Source organism: Formosa sejongensis, from assembly GCF_033447105.1.
Classification (GTDB): domain Bacteria; phylum Bacteroidota; class Bacteroidia; order Flavobacteriales; family Flavobacteriaceae; genus Formosa.
Window position 1 is genome coordinate 129,766 of record NZ_JAWQUN010000005.1, and the last position, 26,152, is coordinate 155,917.

General features: G+C 33.1%; 23 protein-coding genes and 1 riboswitch. Of the genes, 14 read left to right on the forward strand and 9 right to left on the reverse strand.

What is annotated here, in order from left to right; all coding sequences use genetic code 11:
- Nucleotides 1-74 precede the first annotated feature (74 nt).
- The 4 genes from R6X41_RS07615 to R6X41_RS07630 are packed head-to-tail and all read right to left on the reverse strand — an operon-like array spanning nucleotide 75 to nucleotide 3,175.
- Entirely contained in the window at nucleotides 75-947 is an 873-nt protein-coding gene (locus R6X41_RS07615) for a nucleoside phosphorylase (protein ID WP_318498961.1), read from the reverse strand.
- Nucleotides 937-1,878 carry a DUF1835 domain-containing protein gene (locus R6X41_RS07620; RefSeq protein ID WP_318498963.1) on the reverse strand — a complete coding sequence of 314 codons (942 nt, stop codon included), beginning with the start codon at nucleotides 1,876-1,878 and terminating at the stop codon, nucleotides 937-939. Before R6X41_RS07620 ends, R6X41_RS07615 begins: the two co-directional genes overlap by 11 nt.
- Nucleotides 1,879-1,884: 6 nt before the next feature.
- On the reverse strand, nucleotides 1,885-2,211 hold the full coding sequence (locus R6X41_RS07625; RefSeq protein ID WP_318498965.1) for a translation initiation factor: 327 nt from the start codon (nucleotides 2,209-2,211) through the stop codon (nucleotides 1,885-1,887).
- Between the two features lie 13 nt (nucleotides 2,212-2,224).
- Entirely contained in the window at nucleotides 2,225-3,175 is a 951-nt protein-coding gene (locus R6X41_RS07630; RefSeq protein ID WP_318498967.1) for an isopenicillin N synthase family dioxygenase, read from the reverse strand.
- A gap of 245 nt (nucleotides 3,176-3,420) precedes the next feature.
- Here R6X41_RS07630 and R6X41_RS07635 point away from each other — a divergent pair, with 245 nt between their 5' ends.
- The 3 genes from R6X41_RS07635 to R6X41_RS07645 all read left to right on the forward strand — a co-directional run bounded on the left by R6X41_RS07635 (nucleotide 3,421) and on the right by R6X41_RS07645 (nucleotide 7,261).
- Complete coding sequence (locus tag R6X41_RS07635; RefSeq protein ID WP_318498968.1) at nucleotides 3,421-5,592, forward strand: S9 family peptidase; 2,172 nt, start codon at nucleotides 3,421-3,423, stop codon at nucleotides 5,590-5,592.
- 311 nt (nucleotides 5,593-5,903) lie between these two features.
- Nucleotides 5,904-6,602, forward strand: a complete 699-nt coding sequence (locus R6X41_RS07640) for a hypothetical protein (RefSeq protein ID WP_318498970.1) — start codon at nucleotides 5,904-5,906, stop codon at nucleotides 6,600-6,602.
- Between the two features lie 206 nt (nucleotides 6,603-6,808).
- A complete protein-coding gene (locus tag R6X41_RS07645) occupies nucleotides 6,809-7,261 on the forward strand; it encodes a cold-shock protein (protein ID WP_318498972.1) in 453 nt (150 codons plus the stop codon).
- Nucleotides 7,262-7,280: 19 nt separating this feature from the next.
- Here R6X41_RS07645 and bamG read toward each other — a convergent pair whose 3' ends face one another.
- Complete coding sequence (bamG, locus tag R6X41_RS07650; RefSeq protein ID WP_318498974.1) at nucleotides 7,281-8,510, reverse strand: BamG family beta-barrel-assembly machinery protein; 1,230 nt, start codon at nucleotides 8,508-8,510, stop codon at nucleotides 7,281-7,283.
- A complete protein-coding gene (locus R6X41_RS07655; RefSeq protein WP_318498975.1) occupies nucleotides 8,503-9,807 on the reverse strand; it encodes a DUF4270 family protein in 1,305 nt (434 codons plus the stop codon). Before R6X41_RS07655 ends, bamG begins: the two co-directional genes overlap by 8 nt.
- A 276-nt stretch (nucleotides 9,808-10,083) precedes the next feature.
- On the opposite strand from R6X41_RS07655, the gene R6X41_RS07660 reads away from it, so the two are divergent.
- The 4 genes from R6X41_RS07660 to R6X41_RS07675 all read left to right on the forward strand — a co-directional run bounded on the left by R6X41_RS07660 (nucleotide 10,084) and on the right by R6X41_RS07675 (nucleotide 13,308).
- Nucleotides 10,084-11,070: a Kelch repeat-containing protein gene (locus R6X41_RS07660; protein WP_318498977.1), complete on the forward strand. Its 987-nt coding sequence runs from the start codon at nucleotides 10,084-10,086 to the stop codon at nucleotides 11,068-11,070.
- A 116-nt stretch (nucleotides 11,071-11,186) separates the two neighbouring features.
- Complete coding sequence (locus tag R6X41_RS07665; RefSeq protein WP_318498979.1) at nucleotides 11,187-11,519, forward strand: DUF4907 domain-containing protein; 333 nt, start codon at nucleotides 11,187-11,189, stop codon at nucleotides 11,517-11,519.
- Between the two features lie 11 nt (nucleotides 11,520-11,530).
- On the forward strand, nucleotides 11,531-12,580 hold the full coding sequence (locus R6X41_RS07670; protein WP_318498980.1) for a sensor histidine kinase: 1,050 nt from the start codon (nucleotides 11,531-11,533) through the stop codon (nucleotides 12,578-12,580).
- A complete protein-coding gene (locus R6X41_RS07675) occupies nucleotides 12,577-13,308 on the forward strand; it encodes a LytR/AlgR family response regulator transcription factor (RefSeq protein ID WP_318498982.1) in 732 nt (243 codons plus the stop codon). The genes R6X41_RS07670 and R6X41_RS07675 overlap by 4 nt, the downstream gene beginning before the upstream one ends.
- Here the strand turns inward: R6X41_RS07675 and R6X41_RS07680 are convergent.
- Entirely contained in the window at nucleotides 13,297-13,905 is a 609-nt protein-coding gene (locus R6X41_RS07680) for a pseudouridine synthase (protein ID WP_318498984.1), read from the reverse strand. The genes R6X41_RS07675 and R6X41_RS07680 overlap by 12 nt on opposite strands.
- A complete protein-coding gene (locus R6X41_RS07685; protein ID WP_318498986.1) occupies nucleotides 13,892-16,195 on the reverse strand; it encodes a type IA DNA topoisomerase in 2,304 nt (767 codons plus the stop codon). The genes R6X41_RS07680 and R6X41_RS07685 overlap by 14 nt, the downstream gene beginning before the upstream one ends.
- Before the next feature lie 407 nt (nucleotides 16,196-16,602).
- Between R6X41_RS07685 and R6X41_RS07690 the strand changes: the two genes are divergently transcribed.
- Nucleotides 16,603-18,231 carry a DUF885 domain-containing protein gene (locus tag R6X41_RS07690; protein ID WP_318498987.1) on the forward strand — a complete coding sequence of 543 codons (1,629 nt, stop codon included), beginning with the start codon at nucleotides 16,603-16,605 and terminating at the stop codon, nucleotides 18,229-18,231.
- 92 nt (nucleotides 18,232-18,323) lie between these two features.
- Here R6X41_RS07690 and recQ read toward each other — a convergent pair whose 3' ends face one another.
- Nucleotides 18,324-20,447 carry a DNA helicase RecQ gene (gene recQ / locus R6X41_RS07695; RefSeq protein ID WP_318498989.1) on the reverse strand — a complete coding sequence of 708 codons (2,124 nt, stop codon included), beginning with the start codon at nucleotides 20,445-20,447 and terminating at the stop codon, nucleotides 18,324-18,326.
- A gap of 122 nt (nucleotides 20,448-20,569) precedes the next feature.
- Nucleotides 20,570-20,663, forward strand: a riboswitch (TPP riboswitch).
- A gap of 76 nt (nucleotides 20,664-20,739) precedes the next feature.
- Between recQ and thiS the strand changes: the two genes are divergently transcribed.
- The 6 genes from thiS to R6X41_RS07725 all read left to right on the forward strand — a co-directional run bounded on the left by thiS (nucleotide 20,740) and on the right by R6X41_RS07725 (nucleotide 26,152).
- A complete protein-coding gene (thiS, locus tag R6X41_RS07700) occupies nucleotides 20,740-20,943 on the forward strand; it encodes a sulfur carrier protein ThiS (protein ID WP_318498991.1) in 204 nt (67 codons plus the stop codon).
- 90 nt (nucleotides 20,944-21,033) lie between these two features.
- Nucleotides 21,034-22,890: a phosphomethylpyrimidine synthase ThiC gene (gene thiC, locus R6X41_RS07705; RefSeq protein ID WP_318498993.1), complete on the forward strand. Its 1,857-nt coding sequence runs from the start codon at nucleotides 21,034-21,036 to the stop codon at nucleotides 22,888-22,890.
- Between the two features lie 148 nt (nucleotides 22,891-23,038).
- Nucleotides 23,039-23,623: a thiamine phosphate synthase gene (locus R6X41_RS07710; RefSeq protein ID WP_318498995.1), complete on the forward strand. Its 585-nt coding sequence runs from the start codon at nucleotides 23,039-23,041 to the stop codon at nucleotides 23,621-23,623.
- A 345-nt stretch (nucleotides 23,624-23,968) separates the two neighbouring features.
- On the forward strand, nucleotides 23,969-24,730 hold the full coding sequence (locus R6X41_RS07715) for a hydroxymethylpyrimidine/phosphomethylpyrimidine kinase (RefSeq protein ID WP_318498997.1): 762 nt from the start codon (nucleotides 23,969-23,971) through the stop codon (nucleotides 24,728-24,730).
- Nucleotides 24,727-25,389: a thiamine phosphate synthase gene (gene thiE, locus R6X41_RS07720; RefSeq protein WP_318498998.1), complete on the forward strand. Its 663-nt coding sequence runs from the start codon at nucleotides 24,727-24,729 to the stop codon at nucleotides 25,387-25,389. Before R6X41_RS07715 ends, thiE begins: the two co-directional genes overlap by 4 nt.
- Complete coding sequence (locus tag R6X41_RS07725) at nucleotides 25,379-26,152, forward strand: thiazole synthase (RefSeq protein WP_318499000.1); 774 nt, start codon at nucleotides 25,379-25,381, stop codon at nucleotides 26,150-26,152. The genes thiE and R6X41_RS07725 overlap by 11 nt, the downstream gene beginning before the upstream one ends.

Here is a 26,152-nt window from a genome sequence, read left to right on the forward strand (position 1 = left end):
AGATTCATTTATGTACTTAGCTTTAGACTTTTATTTTAATAAACGCTTCTTTATTTTTTTAAGCTGAATATGATTTAAAGTTTTAAAATATTATTCAGCGCATAAGCGATTAAACGATCAATTAATTTACCTGGATCTTTGCTAAATTCTCCTGTCGCGCGGTTTGCTATAATTGCATTTAACGATAATGCGTTGTGACCAAGAAGTAGCGATAACCCGTAAATAGCTGCCGTTTCCATTTCGTAATTTATCACCTTTAAACCTTCAAAGTTAAACGTATGTATCTTATCATTTAAAGTATTGTCTTGCGTGTTTAAACGTAAAATTCGACCTTGCGGACCATAAAAACCACTAGCAGTTGCTGTAACTCCAGATTTGGTTTCTTCTGACGAGAAAATAGTTTCCAATGCCTTACTGTTGTTCATTAAAACAGGAAGTGATTTATTAGCGTTCCATTGTGTATGTTCTACAAAAGCACTTTCAAAAGGTTTATTTCTAAAATTTTCAACTTCATAAAAATGAAGAATTCCAGAAAAATCTAATCCATAAGAACTGATCGCAAAAGAATCTACAGGCACTTCCTTTTGAAGAGATCCCGAAGTTCCAACACGAATAATATTTAAAGTTGTTAATTCCTTTTTAACTGTGCGTGTTTCAAAATCTATGTTAACTAAAGCATCTAATTCATTCAAAACAATATCTATATTATCGCAACCAATTCCGGTAGAAACCACACTTATACGTTTACCTTTATATAATCCCGTTTCTGTTTTAAACTCTCGTTTTTGAATAGAATATTCCACAGAATCGAAATATTTGGTAATTTTACTTACACGATCTTGATCGCCAACTAATATAATAGTATGGGCAATATGTTCTGGTTTTAAATTTAAATGGTAAACACTACCATCTGGATTTAAAATTAATTCTGATTCTTTAATTGGCATAATCAGTATTTTTTACAAGCTTATTGAGCTTGACGTTAAAATTGAAATCTTTTTTATTTACACCACCATAAACTAAAGGGTCGGATATGAATTTTTCATAATTAGCTTCAGAATTTAAGGCTTTTATTCCGTCTTCGTTTAAAGTTAAACTATGTTCTTCTTCTATATAAAACATACTTAACCTATCTATTAAGCGTTCAAATTGCAAATCTCCGTACCCATAAAATCCTTGAAAGTTTAATGCATATCCTAATAAATGATTTCTAGAATGGACTTCTCTACAATTAATTATTTTAAGTATGTTGGATTCTAATTCACTCAACCCACTTTCAGAATTAGGGAAGCGTTGTAAATGTGCTTTTAGACAATTACTTAAATACACGAAAGATGAATGTTTAACGATATATGGTTTTAATAAATTATGATCTTTCCCATTGTAAAGTTGCCAAACAGTACGTGCTAAATCAATATCGTCTGCGGTTAATCTAACACGGTTTTTATAATGGCTTGTAAGTTGCGAAGAACTTAATTCTGCTAATCCTTTAAGTTCATTAACACCATGAATTCTTCCGCTACAGACTAAAAACAAGGGTAATTTTATTTTCTTCTGAATCAATAAATTAAGAACTCCAATAAGGTTAATATGACAAAATAAATCATATTCGAACCAAAGTACAATTTCATTATAATTTTCAGAATGATTTAAAACACCTATATCTTTTTCTACTTTAACTTCATCGACTTCGATCTGATAGAAATCGAGTAGAAATTTTTTCCTGATATCTAAAAACGCATTCGAATTTATATGTTCAATAGTTGGACCTTCACAAAGCATTTCGTGCCAAGTTAAAATATCGCCAGGTATTTGCAGCTCGTCTAGGTAGTTTGTTAGCGCACTCCCGTTTGTAATATGTAAAATTTTAGTATCCATAGTTAGTTAGCCCCCCACACGTTTAACATTAAACCCTTTTTCCTTTAACATGGTCATGATTTTATTGCGATAATCACCTTGAATAATTATTTTATCATCCTTAAAACTACCACCAACACTAAGCTCTTTCTTTAACTCTTTTGCAAGTAATTTAAAGTCTTCTGTAGCACCCGTATAACCTTCTAATATGGTAATAGGTTTCCCTTTGCGTTTTTCGTATTTACAAATAATAGGATCGTCTTGAACCCATAAATTAGAATCTGCTTCTGAGGTTTCTTGAGGTATTTCTTCATGTTCAGGAAACAAATTTTTTAACTGATCTTTTATATCCATAGCAAGGACAATATTATTTTTTAATTAAACCTAACTCGACTAATCGCTCATACAAATAATCTCCAGCTTTAATATCTTCATATTGTTTTGGATGATTGTTATCTATACAATTTTCTAAAACATCTAGTTTCATATCACTTATAGGGTGCATAAAAAACGGAATAGAATATCTAGAAGTTCCCCATAATTCTTTTGGCGGGTTAATAACGCGATGTATGGTAGATTTTAATTTATTATTGGTGTGTCGGGATAACATGTCTCCAACATTAATCATAATTTCATCTGGTTGCGCAATAGCATCAATCCATTCTCCATCATTATTTTGCACTTGTAATCCACGACCTTGAGCACCCATTAATAAGGTAATTAAATTAATATCGCCATGCGCAGCTGCTCTAACCGCAGCTTTAGGTTCTGAGGTAATAGGAGGGTAGTGAATAGGACGTAAAATTGAATTCCCATTCTTTATATAATTATCAAAATATGTTTCTTCTAGGTCTAAATATATCGCCAAGGCGCGTAGTACATATTTAGCAGTTTTTTCAAGCATTTTATATGCATCTTCTCCAACTGTATTGAACTTAGGAAGTTCGGAAACCATTACGTTTTTAGGATATTCGTCTTCTAAAACCGCATCGTTTTCTACATATTGTCCAAAATGCCAGAACTCTTTTAAATCACCTTCTTTCTTACCTTTAGCATGTTCTTTTCCAAAAGAAGTATACCCACGTTGCCCGCCAATACCTTCTATTTCATACTTTGCTTTTGAATCTTCTGGTAAATCGAAAAATTGTTTTATTTCTGAATATAAATCAGACACTAATTGTTCGTCTAAAAAATGACCTTTTAAAGCTACAAAGCCAATGTCTTCGTATGCTTTCCCAATTTGGTTTACAAATTGTTGCTTCTTGATGGGGTCGTTAGAAATAAAATCGTTTAAATCTACGCTAGGGATACTATTCATATATCTTAGTTTTACTTCGCTATTATTACAAATGTACAAAAAACAACGTAAGAATTTTTAAACAATTTTCAGTGCTATTTTAAGCATTTATATTCAGTATTTTAATCTAATTTATGACACTTATTTAATACAATAGTTTTAAAAAAAAGTGATAATTAGACCGATTCTATCAAGAAATAATTACAGGGCATGACTTTGTATTTAATTCTTTAGTATATTTATAAACTACTAATAATTAAATAGATATGAAATCGACCTTTTACTTTTTAGCCGTACTTTTATTAATAGGATGTAAATCAAATAACAAGGAATCTACAGAAAAATTAATACAACCTCCAATAGCAAAAATTGAATCTATAGAATTAGTAAATCACGGAGATACACGCGTCGATGATTATTTTTGGATGCGTTTGTCTGACGAACAAAAAAACGCAAAAACTCCAGATGATCAAACACAAGATGTACTTGATTATTTAAATGCCGAAAATGACTATTTAGAAAAAGTAATGCGTCATACAGATTCTTTACAGAGCCTTTTGTATAATGAAATTGTTGGCCGTATAAAAAAAGACGACGAATCTGTTCCTGTTAATCATAACGGGTATTCATATTATACAAAATTTAAAGAAGGCAATGATTATCCGTTGTATTGTAGATCTAAAACAGGAAGTGAAACAGAAGAAATTATATTAAACGGACCAGAACTTTCCGATGGGCTCGCTTATTTTGGGATGGGTGATCGTGAAGTTAGCACCAATAATATGCTTTTAGCCTTTGCTGTAGATACGATCTCCCGGAGGCAATACACTATCTATTTTAAAAATTTAGAAACAGGAAATCTCTTAAAAGATAAGTTAGAAAACACTACAGGTAGTGCTGTGTGGGCAAACGACAATACAACGGTGTTTTATACGACTAAAGATCCTGAAACCTTAAGAAGTAATAAAATATTTAAACATGTGTTAGGAGAACCACAGGAGCAGGATGTTTTAGTTTATGAAGAAAAAGATGACACTTATAGATGTGCTGTTTTCAAATCTAAATCTGAAGCATATATATTTATTGGTAGCTTTCAAACCTTATCAAATGAATACCAATTTATTGATGCTAATAATATAGATAGCGAGTGGAAGGTCATTCAACCCAGAGAAAAGGATTTATTATATAATGTAGATCATTATGCAAATCATTTTTATATAAAAACTAATATAGACGATGCTAAAAATTTCAAATTAGTTGAAACACCAATTCATGCAACCGAAAAAGAAAATTGGGTAGATGTTATTCCACATCGGGATGACGTACTTTTAGAAAATTTTGATTTATTTAAAGATTACCTAGTCATTACAGAACGTGAAAATGGTTTAAAAAATATTAGAATCAGAAACTGGGATGGTACGGAACATTATCTAGTATTTAATGATCCCACGTACTTAGTCTACCCAATATCTAATCTAGATTTCGATACCAATACGTTAAGATATAATTATTCCTCTTTAACAACACCAATGAGTACTTTAGAATATAATATGAAAACTAAAGAAGAAGTGTTACTTAAGCAAGAAGAAGTTTTAGATGCCGATTTTAGTCCCGAGAATTACACTTCAGAGCACCTGTTTGCTACAGCTACAGATGGCACTAAGATTCCTATTTCTATAGTCTATAAAAAAGGAATTTCAAAATCAGGGAATAATCCACTACTATTATATGGTTATGGGTCTTATGGGTCTTCAATGGATGCTTATTTTAATTCTAGTATGTTAAGTCTTTTAGATCGTGGATTTATTTATGCTATTGCGCATATCCGAGGTGGAGAAGAAATGGGTAGACAATGGTACGAAGACGGTAAATTATTGAATAAGAAAAACACATTTACAGATTTTATAAATTGTGGAGAATTTTTAATAGAGCGTAAGTTTACATCGGCAAATCATTTATATGCAATGGGAGGTAGTGCAGGTGGACTTCTTATGGGAGCAATAATTAATATGAAACCAGAATTATGGAATGGCGTTATTGCAGCCGTACCTTTTGTAGATGTAGTATCCACCATGTTAGATGAAACAATTCCTTTAACTACATTTGAGTTTGACGAATGGGGAAATCCAAAAGATAGTATTTATTATAACTATATTAAATCGTACTCACCCTACGATAATGTTGAAGCTAAAGCCTATCCAAGCTTATTAATAACGACAGGATACTGGGATAGTCAGGTACAATATTGGGAACCTGCAAAATGGATTGCTAAATTACGTGCTACTAAAACAGATGATAATTTACTTATAATGGACTGTAATATGGATGTAGGACACGGTGGAGCTTCAGGCCGTTTTGAGAAGTACAAAATACGAGCATTACAATTTGCTTTTTTACTAGATTTAGAACAAGAAGAAGAAAAAGTCGTTTTAAAATAGAGTGATACTTTATTAAAAATTTTAAAAGCCAGAACAATTGTTCTGATTTTTATAGAACATTTAATATGTATTCTGAGTTTTATTTGCATTCTGTTTTTATGATAGACCTATTGTTTAGCAGGTTATACTAAATATGGATACTATATTTTTTTTACTTATTCAAAATATTAGCAAATTTTAACGCTCAAATAATCAATCTTCTATGAAATTATTAATAGATTAAAAAAGACTTGAAATCTTAACAAATTTTAGGAATGATTCTTGCTTACATTAAAAATTAAAATATATTTTTGAGCAGTATAATGCATTCTATGAAATACCTACTATTATTTATAACATTTTTATGCCTTTCAACGACTGCTTGGTCTCAAATAGATTCGAGACAAGGATCAGGGTTTAATATTCCTGCTATTGAAAGTGAAGAAGGGAAAGCTACAGAAACAAATAGTTTAAATATAGAGCCTATAGAAACACCTACTTTAAATGAGCCAAACACATCTAATAAAGTGAATGGCTTAACCGTATCTAGGCAATCCGATTTAAATGTTAAAGAAGAGTTTTCTATGTTTAATAAAAAGAAATTTGGAAATCCTGCAGAATTATTTCAGGGTAATTTAGATAAACAATTAGAAATGCCTTATACTGAAGCCGTAAACCCAAATGCTGTAGGTAGTTTAGTCGATCAATATTTTGGCGATTTTAAAACGACTTCTGGAAAAGTAAATGTTGTTTATAGAGATCATCAAGCTTTTGATGGTGATAGAATAATGGTGTTAGTAAATGACGATGTTATAAAATCTAACGTATTGTTAACTAACGGTTACAGTGGGTTTGATTTAGAATTACAACCAGGACTGAATAAAATAGATTTCCAAGCTTTAAACACAGGATCATCTGGTCCAAATACAGCACAGTTTAAGATATTAGATGAAGATGGGAATGTAATATCTGGGAATACATGGAATTTAGCTAAAGGCGTTAAAGGGTCTATAGTAATAGTAAAAGAATAATATCTAATTCATTAATAAAACACATTTATCCCCTAAAATAGGCCGACTTAACTATTTATTAAAATAGTTTTCTGTCTAGTGTTTATCAAATCCAAATACTTACATTATATTTGTAAAGAATTGTAATCAATTTAGTCGTGTATTTCTACCGGCTAATGTATTCATTTCAATAAACTTAATCTTCAATTTAAAATAAGTAGTAATTTATGGCTAAGTCTCAACAGACGTACAATAAAATCGAAAAAGAGAAAGCACGTCAAAAAAAACGTGAAGAAAAATCAAAGAAAAAAGAAGCTCGTAAAGCAGAATCTAAAGACAGTCAAGGGATTCAATTTGCTTATGTAGATCAATACGGTAATTTAACAGATACTCCACCGGATCCTTCTGATAAAATTAAAGTAGATGCCGATGATATTGTTTTAGGAATTCCTAAAAAAGACGATAGTGATATTGAAGAAGTAGATCCAATCCGTAAAGGAAAGGTATCATTTTTTGATAGCTCTAAAGGTTTCGGTTTTATTATTGATGCTGAAAACTCAGAAAAATACTTTTGTCACGTAAGTGGTTTAATTGATACTATTATTGAAAATGATAAAGTTCAATTTGAATTAGAACGCGGTATGAAAGGTATGAATGCGGTACGAGTTAAGAAAATTTAACCTTTCCCGCATTTAATAATTATTGTATCTTTCTTTTTTCAAACCATCGCCCAGCTAAACTTATGTTTAGTGTAAGCATATGGTAATTTTCTTGAATGATACCGTTGTAAATCTGGCCTTTTTCTCCATAAGAATAGGCCAAATTTATCATAGACAATCCATCGAATGTCACTGGGATTCCCAGTCCTAAATTTAGTGTATAAGCACTAATCTTTTTTCCGTTAATTTCTAGATTACCACTATCATAATCTAATCCAGCTCGGTATTGGATTCTATTCTTAAACTTTAAAGGGTTTCCATTTGGTGCGAATTCTACACCTAAACCCCAAATATCTTGATCGACAAAAGTACCTAGTTGATCGGTCTGATTAGTGTTTGTCCAATATTTCTTATTAAAATCTAAAGCAACAGTTACCTGTTCCATAAACTGTGTTTGTACACCAAGTCCCACCTCTAATGGGATTTTAAAATCATCTATATCTTGTTCCAAAATAATATCGCTATCATATAATTGAGATACGGTTCTAACTTGATACCCGCTTAAAGTAGTCGGAAAATTTACAGTGGTTCCCAACGTTACATTTTCTATCGGACTGTATTGTATACCTGCTCCAAATTGTAATCCAGAATAACTATTAGTATCGTAAATACTTAAAATATTCGCTTCTATATAATCAACTTCAGTTTCAATAATCTGACCAAATAAAACGGATCCTGTTACACCAATATTTAAATTGTCTAATAGCGCATAACCATAATTCAGCTTTAAATCGTTTAAACCTCCAGAACCATCTATATCACTATAGAAGGAATTTGTAGATCCTTCGATATCGTTTTCAAGATTAGAAATATTATATCCCACATTTGTGTAAGGAATGAGTGTAAGACTCACTCCAGATTTTTTATTTAGAGGAAAAGCAAAAGCCATGTTAGAAAAATTGGCTATAATTTTAGTTTCTGTTGTACCACCATCTATTTGTAAACCATATTCCGATTTTAAACCCACATCAAAAAAGAAGGTATTTAGCGGAATCGTCGCCATAGAAGCTGGGTTTAAATTATTTATATATTCGCTAGAACTGTTTGCAATACCAGTATTACCCATTCCTGTAGTTTTTCCGGTATTTGTTGTGTTAAAAACTCCCATACCGTAAAGCGAATACGGAGAACTAGATAATGAATTACTTTGCGAAAAAACAGCAATAGACATTAAGAGGGAGAGTGTTGTGATTATTTTTAATTTATTCATCGTTGTATAAAGCATAATTTAATTCTAAAGTTGTTTTTAATTTGGAATTTTCTGATTCTTCGCCTTCAAGAATGTAACGATCTACAGATTCATTAAAATCTTGACTCATAATTCCTAGAAATAAAAAATCTGAATTGATTGTATTAAGTTTAAGATCTAGAAAATATTTAAGAGCAATATTATAAGTGATATAACCGTCACCAAATTCATCGTTAATTTGAAGTCCGTAAACAAGGTTACCAGTATAATCTACAAGTTGAGTTACAATTTCATTTTTCTGGTCGATGATATATACATTCAAAGAATCTCTTACAGATAAATTATCTGTATTTGAATTTTGCTTAATAGATACTTTTAAATTCGCATCCATAATAGATCCCGAACCATTAAGCGAATTGATGCTCTCTATATATGGAATGTTTATTCTTGTTGCCAAGCCAACACCAGCCTGAATGTAGCTTGTATTATCTGTTTGCTTGCTAGAAACTTCATCAGACTGAAGCGTTAAATCTGTTAAATCATCATTGGAGAATTTTTCGGTTACGCTATGGAAACTATTAGTTGTATTAATGGTAAAATCATAATAAGCTTCTACGTCTTCAACTTCGCCCTTTAGTTTATAGTATAATCTTAATATAGAAGAGGTTCCAATACCTAGAACGGTTGTGTTATCATCATCGGCTTCAACCTTTATTCCGTAATATTTTTGAGTTAACTCATCTAAATTATTAATTTCATCATCCTGAATGTCATCAAATAATTGTTTCCCAAAAGAGTTATTCAAGGTAAATTGAATTGAATCTGATTTATTAGGCTTTGGACTAATTTCTAAATTCCCTATAGATGTCGTTGATGTAAGGAAAGATGTTGTATTATAAAAGTAATCTTCTGGAGGGGTTAAAGATTCGAGAACTTGGTAAACATTGTATTTTTGTTTAGGAATTGTATCATTATAATAATAACCAGTGTAATCCAGTAATAAAGCTACGGAATCATAAACAGCATCGTCATCAATATAAAAATTATCGGTATACAATTCTATATAAGTACTCGCTTTAACATGTCCGAAAACAGGATCTGTATAGGCTCCTAATAAATATTTATTTGTTCCAGATACGGGTAAAGAATCAAATTTATAAGTAGAACTTTCAACCGTAAAAGTGTCAATAAAAAACACTTTTGTTCCGTTACTTATCCAGTCTTCACCTACTACAGCGGTCGTATCTGTTTCGCAAGACACCAAAAGCATTATAAAACAACACGCTCCAAAGAGCGTTCTAAGAAAAATTGAATTCATATTTCATTTTTAAAATTATGCGAACTTAATCTCTAGGTTTGTACTTTAAAAAAGAGTTATACAAACACTGCTTTTACACCTTTAAACACCTCTAAAACTTCTATTTCATATAAATAACGCATTCATAGATCAAGCCACCCTGTTGGTATAGACAAATGCTTAGACTATCTACTTTATTTTCCAGTGCTACGTTTAGCACGTAAATTTGTCATTGTTATTTAAAAATAGACTGATGATAAGTTATTCAGTAAAAAATTATAATAAATGATTCTAAATATGATTACAAATTCAACAAAAGTATTAGTGTTATGCGCACTAACATTATGTCTCTTTAATTGTTCTAGCGACGACGATGATGGAGATAGAGGAAACTGGCAACAACGTTCTGTATTCGATGGTGTACCACGAAGTAATGTTGTTGGTTTTGTTATAGACAACTTGGGGTATATGGGTACAGGTTACGATGGTGATGACTATTTAAATGATTTTTGGCAATATAATATTGATGGAGATTATTGGGTACAAAAAGCCGATTTCCCTGGAACAGAAAGAAGTTCTGCATCTGGATTTGCAATTGATGGAAAAGGTTACTTAGGTATTGGTTATAATGGAACAGATGAATTAAAAGATTTCTGGGAGTATAATGTTCTTTCTAATGTTTGGACTCAAAAGGCCGACTTTTTAGGAGGTGTTAGACAAGCAGCAATAGGATTCTCAGGAAACAGTACTGGATATATTGGTACAGGTTACGATGGTGATAATGATAGAAAAGATTTTTATAAATATAATCCTTCGACAGATTCATGGTCAGAACTAGTAGGTTTTGGTGGAGAAAAACGTCGTTTTGGAACCTCTTTTAATATTGGTAATAAAGTATATATAGGTACAGGTGTTAGTAATGGTTTATATAAAACCGATTTTTGGGAATTTGATCCATCAACCGAAGTATTTACAAGTAAGAATGATTTAGATGAAGATGATGATTATAGCGTTGCTAGATCTAATGCTGTAGGATTTAGTGTAGGTGGTTTAGGGTATATTGTAACCGGTTATAATGGAGGTGTTTTAGAAAGTACTTGGGAATATAATTCTGGAACAGATACTTGGGAAGAAATTACTGGTATAGAAGCTTATTCACGTCAGGATGCATTAGGATTCTCTAATGATACGAGAGCTTTCGTGCTTTTAGGAAGAAGTGGAAGTTTATATTTAGACGATAATTATGAGTTGTATCCTCAAGAGGAATACGATGATGAAGATTAGTCCTTTTAAGAAAATTTAGTTAAGCCTTTATAGGTAATAGTTGTTTGTTTTTTTAATTTGTTTATTTAAATCCCGAGATATAGTGATGCATATCTTGGGATTAAAATTAAAGTTTTATGAAAAATATGTTTAAGTTCGTTTTAGGTTTTGGTTTAGTTATGCTTGTAATGATATTAATTTTTAAATCAGATAGTCTAACCAAGGATGCATATGTCGCTAGAGTTTATACTGTAAATTCTGGTTATGGTTATGAAATAAGTTTAAACCATAAAATTTTAATTAAACAAGATGTTATACCAGCCTTGCAATCTGAATTACAATTTTGTTCAGCATCTGATGCTAAAATAATTGCAGATCTAGTAATTAAAAAACTTGAAAATAAAATCAATCCTAAAATTACACCTATAGAATTGCAACAGAATGCGATCTCATTAGCGTGTTTAAATTAGATTAATAGATAATGAACAAAACAACCAAACAATTATTTAGTGCATTTAAAAACGAAAGCCTTATACATATTTTTATTTGGTCTCTCTTTTTGTTTGTGTTTTTTCTTCAAGTGTATTTAAATACTGGGGAAATACCCAAACCATTTTTAAATTTTCTTCTGATAGGATTTATCTCTTTCTATATTAATTATTTATTTCTAGTTCCACAGTTTTTACTTAAGAAGAAGAATTTATATTACTTTATAACGGTTAGTATTCTAATCGCTATAGCAGTTGTTTTTATTCAATTTGTATTACCAAGACCGGAATTAATACGTCATTTACCGCCTCCAAACGATATAAATGGACAAGGAAACAAACCTGGTTTAAGGATTGGGTTTCCTTTATTCTTGAATTTAATTCTTATCGTAATTGGTACGGCTATTAAAATGTATTTAGAGTGGGATAAGAACATTCAACATCAAAAGGAAGTGGAGTCACAAAAATCTACAGCAGAACTTCATTTTCTTAAAAATCAATTAAGTCCTCATTTTTTATTCAATTCCTTAAACAGTATATATTCATTAACGTCTAAAAAATCTAACGATGCTCCCGAAGCTGTAATTACACTTTCTGAACTCATGCGTTATATGCTCTATCAAGCAGATAATGATTTTGTAATGCTGAAAGATGAATTAGATTATGTGCAGAATTATTTAAAATTACAACGTTTAAGAATTGCAAATAATAAAAATGTGACCCTTAACATAAGAGGTGGAATTGAACAACAGAAAATTAGACCTTTATTATTAATTCCGTTTATAGAAAACGCTTTTAAATACGGAACAGATTACAAAGGCAATACTTTAGTACACATAGAAATTAATGTAAACGGTAATAACTTAGATTTTAAATGTACTAATCTGATTGGGAATAGAAAACAAGATCTTAAAAATTCCGGGATTGGATTACAGAATACTAGAGAACGCCTACAGCTTCTATATCCAAATTTACATGAATTTATAATTGAAGAGGAAAACAATCAATTTATAGTGAACTTAAATTTAAATCTATCAACATGAAATGTATAATTATTGATGATGAGCCGTTAGCTATAGATGTTGTAGAATCGTATTTAAAACAAATAGGAGGGATAGACATTATTGCTAAATGTACAAATCCGCTTGAAGCGATTACCTTACTAAATAAGCATAGCGTAGATTTAATTTTTTTAGACATAGAAATGCCTAATTTAAGCGGAATAGATCTGGTGAAATCTATAGAAAACTTACCACAATTTATCTTTACTACCGCTTACCCACAATATGCATTAGACGGATTTAATTTAAACGCCACAGACTATTTAGTAAAACCTATACCATTCCATAGGTTTATTAAAGCAGTATCTCGTGCAAAAGAAAAATACGAATTGGAAAATTTACAAACTACAAATTTTGTTTCCTCTATAGGAACATTACCAAAGCAAGAAAACGATTTTATTTTTGTAAAATCAGAATACGAAAACATTAAAATCAAAACAGCGAACATAATTTATGTTCAAGGTTTAAAAGATTACATTAAGATTCATGTCGAAGGAACTAATAAAGCAGTAATCACACTCTTAAGTTTTAAAGATATGTTAGATAAATTACCAGGAAACAATCATTTTATGCGCGTACATAAGTCGTTTATTGTAAATGTAAATTCCATAAAAGCATTACAAAAAACGAAAATTGTGTTGCAAAACGATATGCGAATTCCTATTGGAGAAACATTTAAAAAGGATGTATTAGAACGTCTAGGCGTTTAAATTAAGTTCTGCTTTAATGTCTTGCAATTCTATAGAATCTCCTGGTTGTAGTTTGTCAAGATAAATGTTACCAACGCGCACACGTACTAAACGTAAGGTAGGGAATCCTACTGCAGATGTCATTTTACGGACTTGCCTAAATTTACCTTCATTTAAAATAATGGAAACCCAAGAGGTTGGTCCGTGTCTTTCGTCTCTTAATTTTTTCCACCGTTCAGGTAAATTGGGAGTTTCTAAAAGCTTAAAGGCAGGACAGGGTTTAGTGGTATATTTGGTTCCGTTAAGTCCAATTTCTACTCCATTTTGTAAGGCCACAATAGCTTCGCTTGTAATGTCTCCATCGACTTGTGCATAGTATTCTTTATCGACTTTAGAACTATTCACAAAATCGCTCATTTTCCCATCGGTAGTGAGTAATAATAAGCCTTCAGATTTTTCATCTAAACGCCCGATGGACATGATACCTTCGGGAAATTCTCCCAGCTCACCAAGTAGTTTTTTTCGATGTTGTTTCTGTCCGTTGTTTATAAACTGACTTAAATATCCAAATGGTTTATATATCTTAAAGTGCTGATGCATTAATTTAGATAGATTCATTTAGGATTTTAAAAACCAATACTTTGGATAGTTTTTCTCCAGCCGATTTTTCTCGTATAACATCAAAGGTCACTTTAAAATCACAACCCGATTTATACGCACTACAGCCATAAGCGGTCTTACCTTTTATAACTGTGCCTTGTTTACATTTCGGACAGGTTAACGTATCAGGAACGTCATCTTTTGGTTTTGATTTAAATGCAACTTTAGGTTCTAAAACCAATTTAAAATCATCATCAAATCGCAATAAACCTTCTACAGTTCCGTGTTCGGTTTTAAAGCCTTTTAGGTTTACTGTCGACCCTTTTTGAAGCAATCTGATATATTGTTTTTCTGAGATTTTTTTATCATTAAAATTGAAAGGCAAAACAAATTTACAACCCGATTTAAAAGTACTACAGCCATAAGCCGATTTTCCTTTTATTAAAGTGCCTTGTTTGCATTTCGGACAGGTTTCAGATAGAATTCCTGCTTGTTGTTTAGCTTCAACTTTCGCTGTTTTTTTTTCTACTGTTGCAGCATGCGAAATATTAGCACGTTTGGTTTCACTACGCACTTCATATACCAATTCGTCTACCATGCGTTTCATATTATTTATAAACGTTCCCGCATTGTATTCGCCTTTTTCAATATCTTTTAATTGCTTTTCCCAAAGTCCTGTAAGCTCTGCAGATTTCAATAATTCATTCTGAATAACATCAATGAGCTGCACACCAGTTGTGGTTGGTAATAATTGCTTTTTATTACGGACAATATATTTTCTTCGGAATAAAGTTTCAATAATATTGGCTCGCGTGGATGGTCTACCAATACCATTTTCTTTCATTAATTCCCGTAAATCCTCATCATCAATCTGTTTCCCTGCCGTTTCCATGGCACGTAGGAGGGTAGCTTCAGTAAACTGATTGGGTGGTTTGGTTTGTTTCTCTAAAAACGACGGTTCGTGAGGTCCTTTTTCGCCTTTGACAAATGTTGGTAAAATACCCGTTTCTTTTTTGTCTTTATCAGGAGATTCAAAAACAATACGCCAGCCCTTCTTAAGGATTTCCTTTCCGGTGGTTTTAAAATTTACATCTGCCGCTTTACCAATCACTGTGGTATTCGACACTGAACAGTCGTCGTAAAATACCGCAATAAAACGTTTTACTATAATATCGTAAACCTGTTGCTGATTATATTGCAGATTAATCTGAATTCCCGTTGGAATAATTGCGTGGTGATCGGTTACTTTTTTATCATTGAATACTTTAGCCGACTTCTTAATTTTTTTACCTAAAAGCGGTTCTGTTAACGTATTATATTTTGTAAGCTTCTGAAGAATACCATGCACTTTAGGATACACATCGTTTGGTAAGAACGTGGTATCTACTCTTGGATAGGTTACGACTTTCTGCTCGTAAAGCTTCTGAACAATCTTCAACGTATCATCTGCCGAGAATCCGAACTTCGTATTACAATACACCTGTAATCCCGTTAAATCGAATAATTTCGGTGCATATTCTGTACCTTTCTTTTTGGTGATAGAAACAATTTCAAAATCGTCTTCTTTAACTTTATTGGCGAGAATCTCACCATCTTCCATTTTTAGAAAACGGCCTTCCTCGTAACTAAACAACGTATCACGATACATCGTTTGAAGTTCCCAGTAAGGTTGTGGTTTAAAGTTTTCAATTTCTTTAAAACGGTTAACAACCATAGCTAAAGTTGGTGTTTGCACACGCCCGATAGAAAGCACTTGCTTATATCCACCATGTTTTAGCGTATATAAACGCGTGGCATTCATCCCTAAAAGCCAATCTCCAATAGCTCTAGAAAATCCTGCGTAATATAAATTATCATAGTCTTTAGAAGATTTTAAATGCTCGAAACCCTCTTTAATAGCTTCAGTAGTTAATGAAGAAATCCACAAGCGTTGTACTTCTCCTTTATATTCCGCTTGATCTAAAACCCAACGTTGTATGAGTTCTCCTTCTTGCCCAGCATCCCCGCAGTTTATAACCAAATCGGCTTTATCGAATAATCCTTTTACAATTTTAAATTGCTTTTGAATTCCAGAATCAGAAGTAACTTTAGTCTTAAATTTATCAGGAAGCATAGGAAGGTTATTTAAATCCCAACTTTTCCAATGCGGTTTATAATCGTTAGGTTCAAACAACGTACATAAGTGACCAAAAGTATAGGTTACTGCATAACCATTACCTTCGTAATAGCCGTCGTGTCGGGTATTCGCTCCTAAAACAGAGGCGATTTCACGGGCAACACTTGGTTTTTCAGCAATACATACTTTCATTTTCTTTCCTTAAATAACAGCCCGTAAAAGTAGAACTTTTAAGTAGTAAAACGAAGCAGAGTTATTAGGAGTTATCAACGAATTTGTTCAGCTTCAATTTATAAAAATAGCATAGCAAACAATGGTGTATAAACATCATCAATAAAATTAAATACAAACCAAAAAAAAACACATTTACTTACAATTGAATTAATTACCTATATTTATCAAAAGTCTATATTTAATCATCATCCAAGCCATATTATGCAAAAATCCAACATCCTCAAAACAGTACTTTCACTTTTTTTACTTTTAATATTAGTTTCTTCATGTAAAGAGGACCTAAAACAGAAGTAGAAGTCAGCCAAAAAGCAGAACTTAACGAATGGTTTGATGTAAAATATGAGGAGTTATTACAAATGAGCCCAATGCATTTGACTTACTTAGGACGTAAAGATCAATATGATCAAATGGACGACATGAGTAAATCAGCCGATGACAAAAAATTGGAATGGTATACAAATACAACAAACGAACTGAAAGACAAGTTTAATTATGAAGAGCTGGATGAAGCAGATCAAGCGTCGTTTGATTTATGGGTGTATCAATACGAGATGCTAAAAGAGGGCATGACTTATAGAGATATGGATTATGTTTTCGAGCAAATGCGTGGTGCACATACTTATTTTCCAAATTTTTTAATCAATTACCATAATGTAGACAGTCTTCCCGACATGAACGCCTACATTTCGCGAGTAATTGCTTCCGAAACCGCTATGAATCAATTAATAGATAAAGCAAAAGACCAGGTTGCTTTAGGGATTTTACCTCCAAAATTTGCTTTTGAAATTGTAATTAAACAAACAAAAGGATTGCTAGATGGTGCGCCTTTATTACAAGATATGAATAGAAAAATCGATGCGCTTTTAGCATCCGGAAATATAACTACAGACGAAGCAGAGGTTCTGAAAACTGAATCGGTAGCCGCAATTCAAGAAGCATTCATTCCTGCTTATCAAAATCTTTTAACGTGGTTAGAAACTGAAATTGATAATGCTGAAATCGCACCTACCGGGGTTGGTAGACATCCAAATGGTAAAACATTTTATAATTACAAATTAAAAGAATTTACGACTACTGATTTAACTGCAGATGAAATTCATGAGATTGGACTGGCTGAAGTCGCAAGAATTAAGGAGGAAATGATTGCTATAAAAGATGCCGTTGGTTTTGAAGGTGATTTAAATGCCTTTTTCAAGTTTGTCGACTCAGATCCTCAGTTTTATTTTCCAAATACAGATGAAGGTAGACAAGCGTATTTAGACGATATTGAGATGAAACTCCCTGACTATTTCGGGGTGCTTCCAAAAGCTAAATTAGAAGTAAAACGTGTGGAAGCTTTTAGAGAACAAGACGGCGCTCCTCAACATTATAGTGCAGGAACACCAGATGGCTCCAGAGGAGGAACCTACTATGTTCACCTTTCCGATATGAGTTCTATGGATAAAACCACTATGGAAGGTGTAGCTTACCATGAAGGACTTCCTGGACACCATATGCAAATTTCTATAGCGCAAGAATTAGAATCTGTGCCTCAATTTAGAACACAAGCCAGTTTTAGTGTGTACAGTGAAGGTTGGGCATTATACTCCGAAATTTTAGCTAAAGAAATGGGAGGATACCAGAATTTATATTACGATTTCGGACGTTTGGTAAATGAAATTTGGAGAGCAATACGATTGGTGGTAGATACCGGATTGCATGCCAAAGGATGGACAGAAGTAGATGCTTTTAATTATTTTAAGGAAAATTCTTCGGTTTCCGATGGTGCCATTACAGCTGAAGTACAACGTTATATGGTGATGCCTGGGCAAGCCACATCTTATAAAATAGGGATGCTTAAAATGCAAGAGTTACGTAAACATGCAGAAACTGAATTAGGAGATCAATTTGACATTAAAGGCTTTCACGATGTTATTCTTGGAGGCGGTGCATTGCCTTTACCGCTATTGGAACGCAGCGTAAACAGTTGGATCGCATTACAAAAGGAAAATTAATTAAAAAATAGCCTACTGTTCTTCCTTTATGAATGAATGCTAGGCTTTTTATAAATTAACTAAAATTATATATGTTGATTACTAAGACTAGTTTATTTATCAATTACACTCAACGCTAATCGAATTTTAAAGTAATCTAATTGTTCATCAAAATAGTCGTAAAACGCTTTTATTGAAGTTGAACCTTCAATATTTTCTTTAGCCTTTCTAACATCTTCAACTTCACGCTTGGACACAAAATCGTAAATATTTATATCTTTTCCATCACTATGAAGTTTAGCAATATGAGAATAAACTGTTGTATCTCTTAATTTACGTTGCATACAAATTTCATCTATAGACAAGCCTTTTTTATACAAATCGTAAGTCACCATGTGTGTGGATATTTTTTTATCTTTCTTAGGTTTAGCACCCAGAAATTTCATGATTTCCTCGATAAACTCATCACCATAGTTTTCAGCTTTATGCTGACCAACACCACTAACATCCATAAGGTCCATAATACTCATTGGGCGATCGCGTTCCATTTCAATTAACGTTTTATCACTAAAAACGAGATAAGCAGGAATGTTTTCTTCCTTAGAAATTTTATAACGTAACTGTCGTAAACGTTCAAAAAGAGTATCGTTTGTAGGTGTGCTTTTTCGTGAGGTTTTAGTACGTTTAACACGTTCCTTAACTTTCGGTTCTGCAATATGTACAGGTCGCGTTAAAGAGACTTTTGCGCCTTTAAATAATACATTATTAGAAAATTCGGTAAGCTGTAAGGCATTGTGCTTATGAAACGCGATTTCACAATACCCTTGATTCATAAGCTGAATAATGAAATGTTGCCAATCTTTCCAAGCCACATCTTTACCAATTCCAAAAGTCTTTAATTTGTCGTATCCTTTTTCTAAAACATTGGCATTATGAGAGCCTCGTAAAACATCTAAAATAGTACCAATCGCTTCTTTTTCTTTAAGCCGATACACCGCAGATAATATTTTTTGAGCAATTATAGTCCCGTCAAAAATTTGTGGCGGATTCTTACACACATCACAGTTTCCACAATTCTCTTCAAGTAATTCCCCGAAGTAACTCAGCAGTATTTTTCTACGGCATGTTGTTGCTTCACTAAATTGTTTCATACGCTCCAACTTCGCAATCTGAACCTCTTCATTAGAAGCACCTGAAGCAAAACGACGTAACTGAATCACATCTGCATAACTATGAAACAATAGGGCATGAGCTTGTAATCCATCACGACCACCACGTCCAATTTCCTGATAATACCCTTCAATATTTTTAGGCATATTATGATGAATCACCCAGCGGACATTCGATTTGTCTATTCCCATCCCGAAAGCCACAGTCGCACAGACTACCTGAGTCGTATCGTACACAAAATCTTCCTGAACTTTACTGCGCTCGTTAAAACCAAGTCCAGCATGATAAGCTGTTGCAGGCACACCATTACTATTTAATTTCTTAGCTAACTCTTCGGTATTCTTTCTGCTCAAGCAATAAATAATTCCAGATTCATTAGGATGTTTTTTGACATAACTAATGATTTGTTTCACTTTTTCTGTCCCTGAACGGACTTCTAAAGAAATGTTTTGTCTGTCGAAAGACGAAATAAATTGTTGTGCATTTGGGATTTTCAACTGATCAAGGATATCCTGACGTGTTGCTTTATCTGCAGTTGCTGTTAATGCAATAATGGGAATATTTGGTAAGGATTTTTTTAAAAATCCGAGTTGCTGATAGGACGGACGAAAATCATGACCCCAAGACGAAATACAATGTGCTTCATCAATAGCAATACAACTCACGTAGCGCTCATTTAGAATATTAGACAAACCAGCAAGACTTTCTGGAGCCACATATAACAACTTTAATTCTGCTTTAACAACTTGTTCTAAAATGGCATGTTGTTCGTCTGCCGACTGACTACTATTATAAAAATTCGCATGAATTCCGTTTGCTTTTAATCCATCTACTTGGTCTTTCATTAAAGCAATAAGCGGAGAAACTACTAAAGTTAAACCTTCAAAGAGCAAGGCTGGAACTTGGAAACACATCGATTTTCCTCCACCTGTAGGCATAATAACCAAAGCATCGTTTCCTTCAAGAACATATTCTATAATATCTTGTTGTTGGGCACGAAATTCATCGTAACCAAAGTGTTTTTTTAAAGTAGGAAGTAGTTGATTTTTATAATCGGGTAGTGGCATGCATCTTTTTTTCGAATGGCAAAATTAAAAGAAACAAGTTACAAAACAGCAAAACTATTTTTAAATTTCTTCCAAATAAATTTGTTTCCGTGGATAAAATTCCTTTAACTTTGAAGTATTAAAATAAACTTTAGGAGTAACTACTAAGTAGTTTGAGAAATATCCTTTGAACCTGACGCTGTTAATACAGCCGGAGGAAAAAGTTCAGTCTTTTCAAAATCATTTCACTAAAACCGATTTCAATTTCGGTTTATCCTTTAAAAGTTTATGGAAATTTATCTAAATCAAGATTATGATATCTATAAACGTAAACAATGCTATGCATCAGGTTGCCGAAAACACTTCGCTTGCAACTGTCGTTTCTAAACAAAGCCCAACACAAAATGGTATTGCCGTCGCTGTTAACAACACGGTTATATCTAAATTAAATTGGAAAAAAACGATAGTTTTAAATAACGACAACATCCTGATTATTCATGCCACACAAGGTGGTTAGTCCTGTTTATTTTTCTATATCACAAGCTTATTTTATCTAATTATTGCTGTGTAAATACGTTGTGTTTGCACTTTAATTTAATGAATAACCATGAAGAAAAAAGACACTGCACCACAAAATGGTGTGACCAGAAACCCGTTTCCAAATTCTAAAAAAATCTACGTTCAAGGAAAATTATTTCCAGAATTACAAGTGGCTATGCGAGAAATCTCTCTTAGTGATACGGTAGATTCTATGACTAAAGCACGAACTCAAAATCAGGCTATAACAATTTACGATACGTCCGGACCTTATACAGACCCAGACAAAGCGATTAATGTCCATAAAGGGATTGAACGCATTCGTGAACCTTGGGTTTTAAAGCGCGGAGATGTCGAACAATTAGATGCATTTTCATCAGAGTATTGTAATGAACGTTTGAATAATGTAGAACTAGATCATTTACGATTTGCCGATGTAAAAAAGCCATTTAAAGCCAAGGCAGGCAAAAATGTATCTCAAATGCATTATGCACGTCAAGGTATTATAACGTCTGAAATGGAGTATGTTGCTATTCGTGAAAATCAGAAAATTGACGAAGCCATTCGCTTATCCGAACAACATAAAGGACAAGATTTTGGAGCATCTATTCCGAAAAAAATTACAGCCGAATTTGTGAGAGAAGAAATTGCTCGTGGTCGCGCTGTATTGCCTTCAAATATAAATCATCCAGAAAGTGAACCTATGATTTTAGGTCGCAATTTTCTTGTAAAAATCAATGCCAATATCGGGAATTCGGCAACCACATCCAGCATTGAAGAAGAAGTAGAAAAAGCCGTTTGGGCGTGTCGTTGGGGAGCCGATAATATCATGGATTTATCAACCGGAGAAAATATTCATGAAACCCGTGAGTGGATTATCAGAAATTCGCCAGTACCCATTGGAACTGTACCTATTTATCAAGCTTTAGAAAAAGTAAATGGTAAGGCTGAAGATTTAACATGGGAGATTTTCCGTGATACTTTAATAGAGCAAGCCGAACAAGGTGTCGATTATTTTACCATACACGCAGGAGTCCGTTTACGTTATGTCCCGATGACGGCGAAACGTATTACAGGTATCGTGTCTCGTGGTGGTTCTATCATGGCAAAATGGTGTTTAGCGCATCATAAAGAAAGCTTTTTATATACGCATTTCGAAGACATTTGTGAGATTATGAAAGCTTACGATGTGGCGTTCTCTTTAGGTGATGGTTTGCGTCCTGGTTGTATTGCTGATGCGAATGATGAAGCTCAATTTGCAGAATTAGAAACACTTGGAGAGCTAACAAAAATCGCATGGAAACACGATGTACAAACCTTTATTGAGGGGCCGGGCCACGTGCCAATGCATATGATAAAGGCCAACATGGACAAGCAATTGGAAGTTTGCGAGGAAGCGCCTTTTTATACTTTAGGACCGTTAACTACAGACATTGCACCAGGTTACGACCATATTACTTCTGGAATAGGAGCTGCGATGATTGGTTGGTTTGGATGTGCCATGTTGTGTTACGTCACACCAAAAGAACATTTAGGTTTGCCAAATAAAGACGATGTACGTACAGGAGTGGTTACTTATAAATTAGCAGCTCATGCTGCTGATTTAGCTAAAGGTCACCCCGGAGCACAACATCGTGACGATGCTTTAAGTAAAGCCCGTTTTGAATTCCGTTGGGAAGACCAATTTAATTTGGCTTTAGATCCAGAATTGGCTCGCGAATATCATGATGAAACACTACCTGCCGAAGGTGCTAAAATTGCGCATTTTTGTTCGATGTGTGGCCCAAAATTCTGCTCTATGAAAATTTCACAGGAAGTCCGTGATTTTGCAGCCGTTAACGAAATTAGAGGAGACGAAGTGTTTGCAAAAGGAATGGAAGAAAAGTCGGAAGAATTTAAAAATAAAGGAAGCGAAGTGTATCTTTAATGTTTTATTCAGAACTAATGAGACCCTGAACTAAATTCAGAGTGACGATTCAATCAACTTTGTAAAAATGCATTGCTGTTATATGTCGTCATGCTGAACTTATTTCAGCATCAAAAAAAGATCTAAGACTGACAAATACCAAAGAAACATGATCATACTAATAGCGCCCGAAACAGATGTGCCTAATGAAATTGAAATACTACAGCAGTTATTTCAAGCAGGATTACAATATTATCATTTAAGGAAACCGAGTAAGAATTTCGATGAACATGTTGACTATTTAAATCAGATAGATCCTAAATATCATAACAGAATTGTAGTTCACTATTTTCATGAATTAATAAATACTTTCAATCTAAAAGGCATTCATTTTCAAGAGCAAAAACGTATTGATCATATCGATAATCCAGGGCAATACTTTAAAGGTTTAAATATGTTTGGTAAAATCATCAGTTCATCATTTCATGAACCTGAAGAATTAGATAATTGTTATTTCGAATTCGATTATCATTTGTTGAGTCCCGTGTTTTCATCGATTTCAAAGCAAGGTTATGAAGGCCGCGGATTTGACGTTAATGGTATTGATAAGATTATTATTGGTATGGGCGGCGTTACAGATTCTAATATTGATAAATTTAAAACATTAGGCTATAAAGGTGTTGGTGTTTTGGGAGGTATTTGGAATAGTGAAACGCCTTTGGAAACGTTTAAGAAAATGCTGACTCAGTTTTAATTATTGAGAGTTTGAAACAAGTAACTAAAAAAAGATGAGACCCTGAACTAAATTCAGGGTGACGGTAATATCAACATTCTAGAAATGTAATTATTTTCACGTCGTCATGCTGAACGTGTTTCAGCATCACACAAGTAGCTTAAGTATTATCTCGAATAAATGAAAAGTAGTTCAAATAAATGTGAGACTTGAATTAAATCCAGAGTGACGGTCATATCATTATTATAGAAATATAATTATAAATACGCCGTCATACTGAACTCGTTTAAGTATCACACAAGGAACTAAGAATAATAAGACCATGAAACACGTTCAGTGTCACGTGACAGAATTAATCATATATTAATGAGCAACAAAACATACATATTAACAATAGCCGGACTCGATCCTTCAAGCGGAGCCGGCATCACTTCAGATATTAAAACATTCGAAGCACATGGTTTATATGGTTTATCAGTATGTACAGCTGTAACGGTTCAAAATGATATAGATTTAAAGGATTGTATCTGGATAGATGAATCCGTAATTATTAATCAAATAGAAATGGTGTTTGATCGTTTTTCAATAGCTGTTGTTAAGATTGGTATTATTGAATCTTGGTACATACTTTCAAAAGTAGTAGATACACTCTTAAGATTAAATCCTGATATTAAAATAATTTTAGATCCGATTCTTAAAGCAAGTTCTGGATTTGTTTTTCATACCGATTTAGATGCTAACGTATTTAATAATATTCTATACAATTGTTATTTTATAACACCTAATTACGATGAAATTCAGGAATTATTTCCAGATAAATCTATTTCAGAAACCATTGATTACATTTCAGAAAAAACAAATATGTATTTAAAAGGAGGTCACAGAAAGGACAAAATAGGTCTAGACGAAATTTACCATAGTGGTATTGTCCAAATTAATTTACCAGCAGGTGTAGAGACGGTTTATGAAAAACACGGAAGTGGCTGTGTGTTATCGGCTGCTTTAGCATCTAATTTCGCTAGGAATATAGAATTAGAAGATGCATGCCGATTAGCGAAACAGTATACCGAACACTTTTTAAATTCAAATGATTCTTTATTAGGAACACATAATTACAAAAACTTATGATTAGTAAATTACATTATATTACACAAGGAGATACTGCAGATCAGCATTTAGAATATGTTCAAGCGGCATGTACTTCAGGAGCAGATTGGATTCAATTACGAATGAAAAATTTCGATGAAGACACCGTTTTAAAGACAGCTGAAAAAGCACGAGAAATTACCATGCATTTTCAAACACGATTAATCATAAATGACTTTTATAAAATAGCTAAAGCAGTAAATGCAGATGGTGTGCATTTAGGGAAATCTGATGGTTGCCCGTTAGAAGTTCGTGAGTATTTAGGAAAATGGTTCACGATTGGAGGTACAGCAAATACGTTGGAAGATTGTCAAAATCTTATAGAAAAGAATGTCGATTACATCGGTTTGGGGCCTTTTCGATTTACAACAACGAAATCTAATTTAGGACCTGTTTTAGGAACTTCAGCTTACAAGAATATTCTAACAGAACTACTATCTGACATACCAATTATTGCTGTTGGTGGCATTACGTTAAACGATCTTAATGAACTTGTAACTACCGGGATTTATGGTGTCGCTGTGTCTACAGATATTTCTAAAGATTTTAATACTATTGGTGAGTTTAATAAAATTTTAAACGGACCGAGTACACAAGAACAGGTTTATAAAATGGATAAAAAAGACGATGATGAAGGATAATTTAATCATTGCAGATAAAACATTTAGTTCGAGATTATTCACAGGAACTGGAAAATTCTGTAATTCTATAACAATGCGAGATGCCATACTAGCTTCAGAAAGTGAATTGGTAACTGTGGCATTAAAACGAATAAATATAACTGATACAGAAGATGATATATTGTCTCACTTAAATCATTCATCTATACATTTATTACCAAATACTTCAGGTGTGCGAACTGCAGAAGAAGCTGTTTTTGCTGCGCATTTATCTCGTGAAGCTTTAAATACCAATTGGGTAAAATTAGAAATTCATCCCGATCCTAAATACCTATTACCAGATCCGATTGAAACATTAAAAGCCGCTGAGATTCTAGTTAAAGAAGGTTTTGTAGTGATGCCATATATTCATGCCGATCCCGTTTTATGTAAGCGCTTGGAAGATGTTGGTGTACAATGTGTGATGCCTTTAGGAGCTCCAATTGGAAGTAATAAAGGTTTAAAAACATTGGAATTTCTTGAAATAATTATTGCGCAAAGTAATGTTCCTGTAATTGTAGATGCAGGAATTGGAAGTCCGTCTCATGCAGCATTTGCGATGGAATTAGGCGCAGATGCTGTGCTTGTAAATACTGCCATTGCTGTATCTCAAAATCCGATAGAAATGGCTATAGCTTTTAAATTAGCAGTACAAGCTGGACGTATGGGATACAATGCTAAATTGGCTCCTGTAAAGCAAATTGCTGAAGCGAGTAGTCCGTTAACAAGCTTTTTAAATAACTAG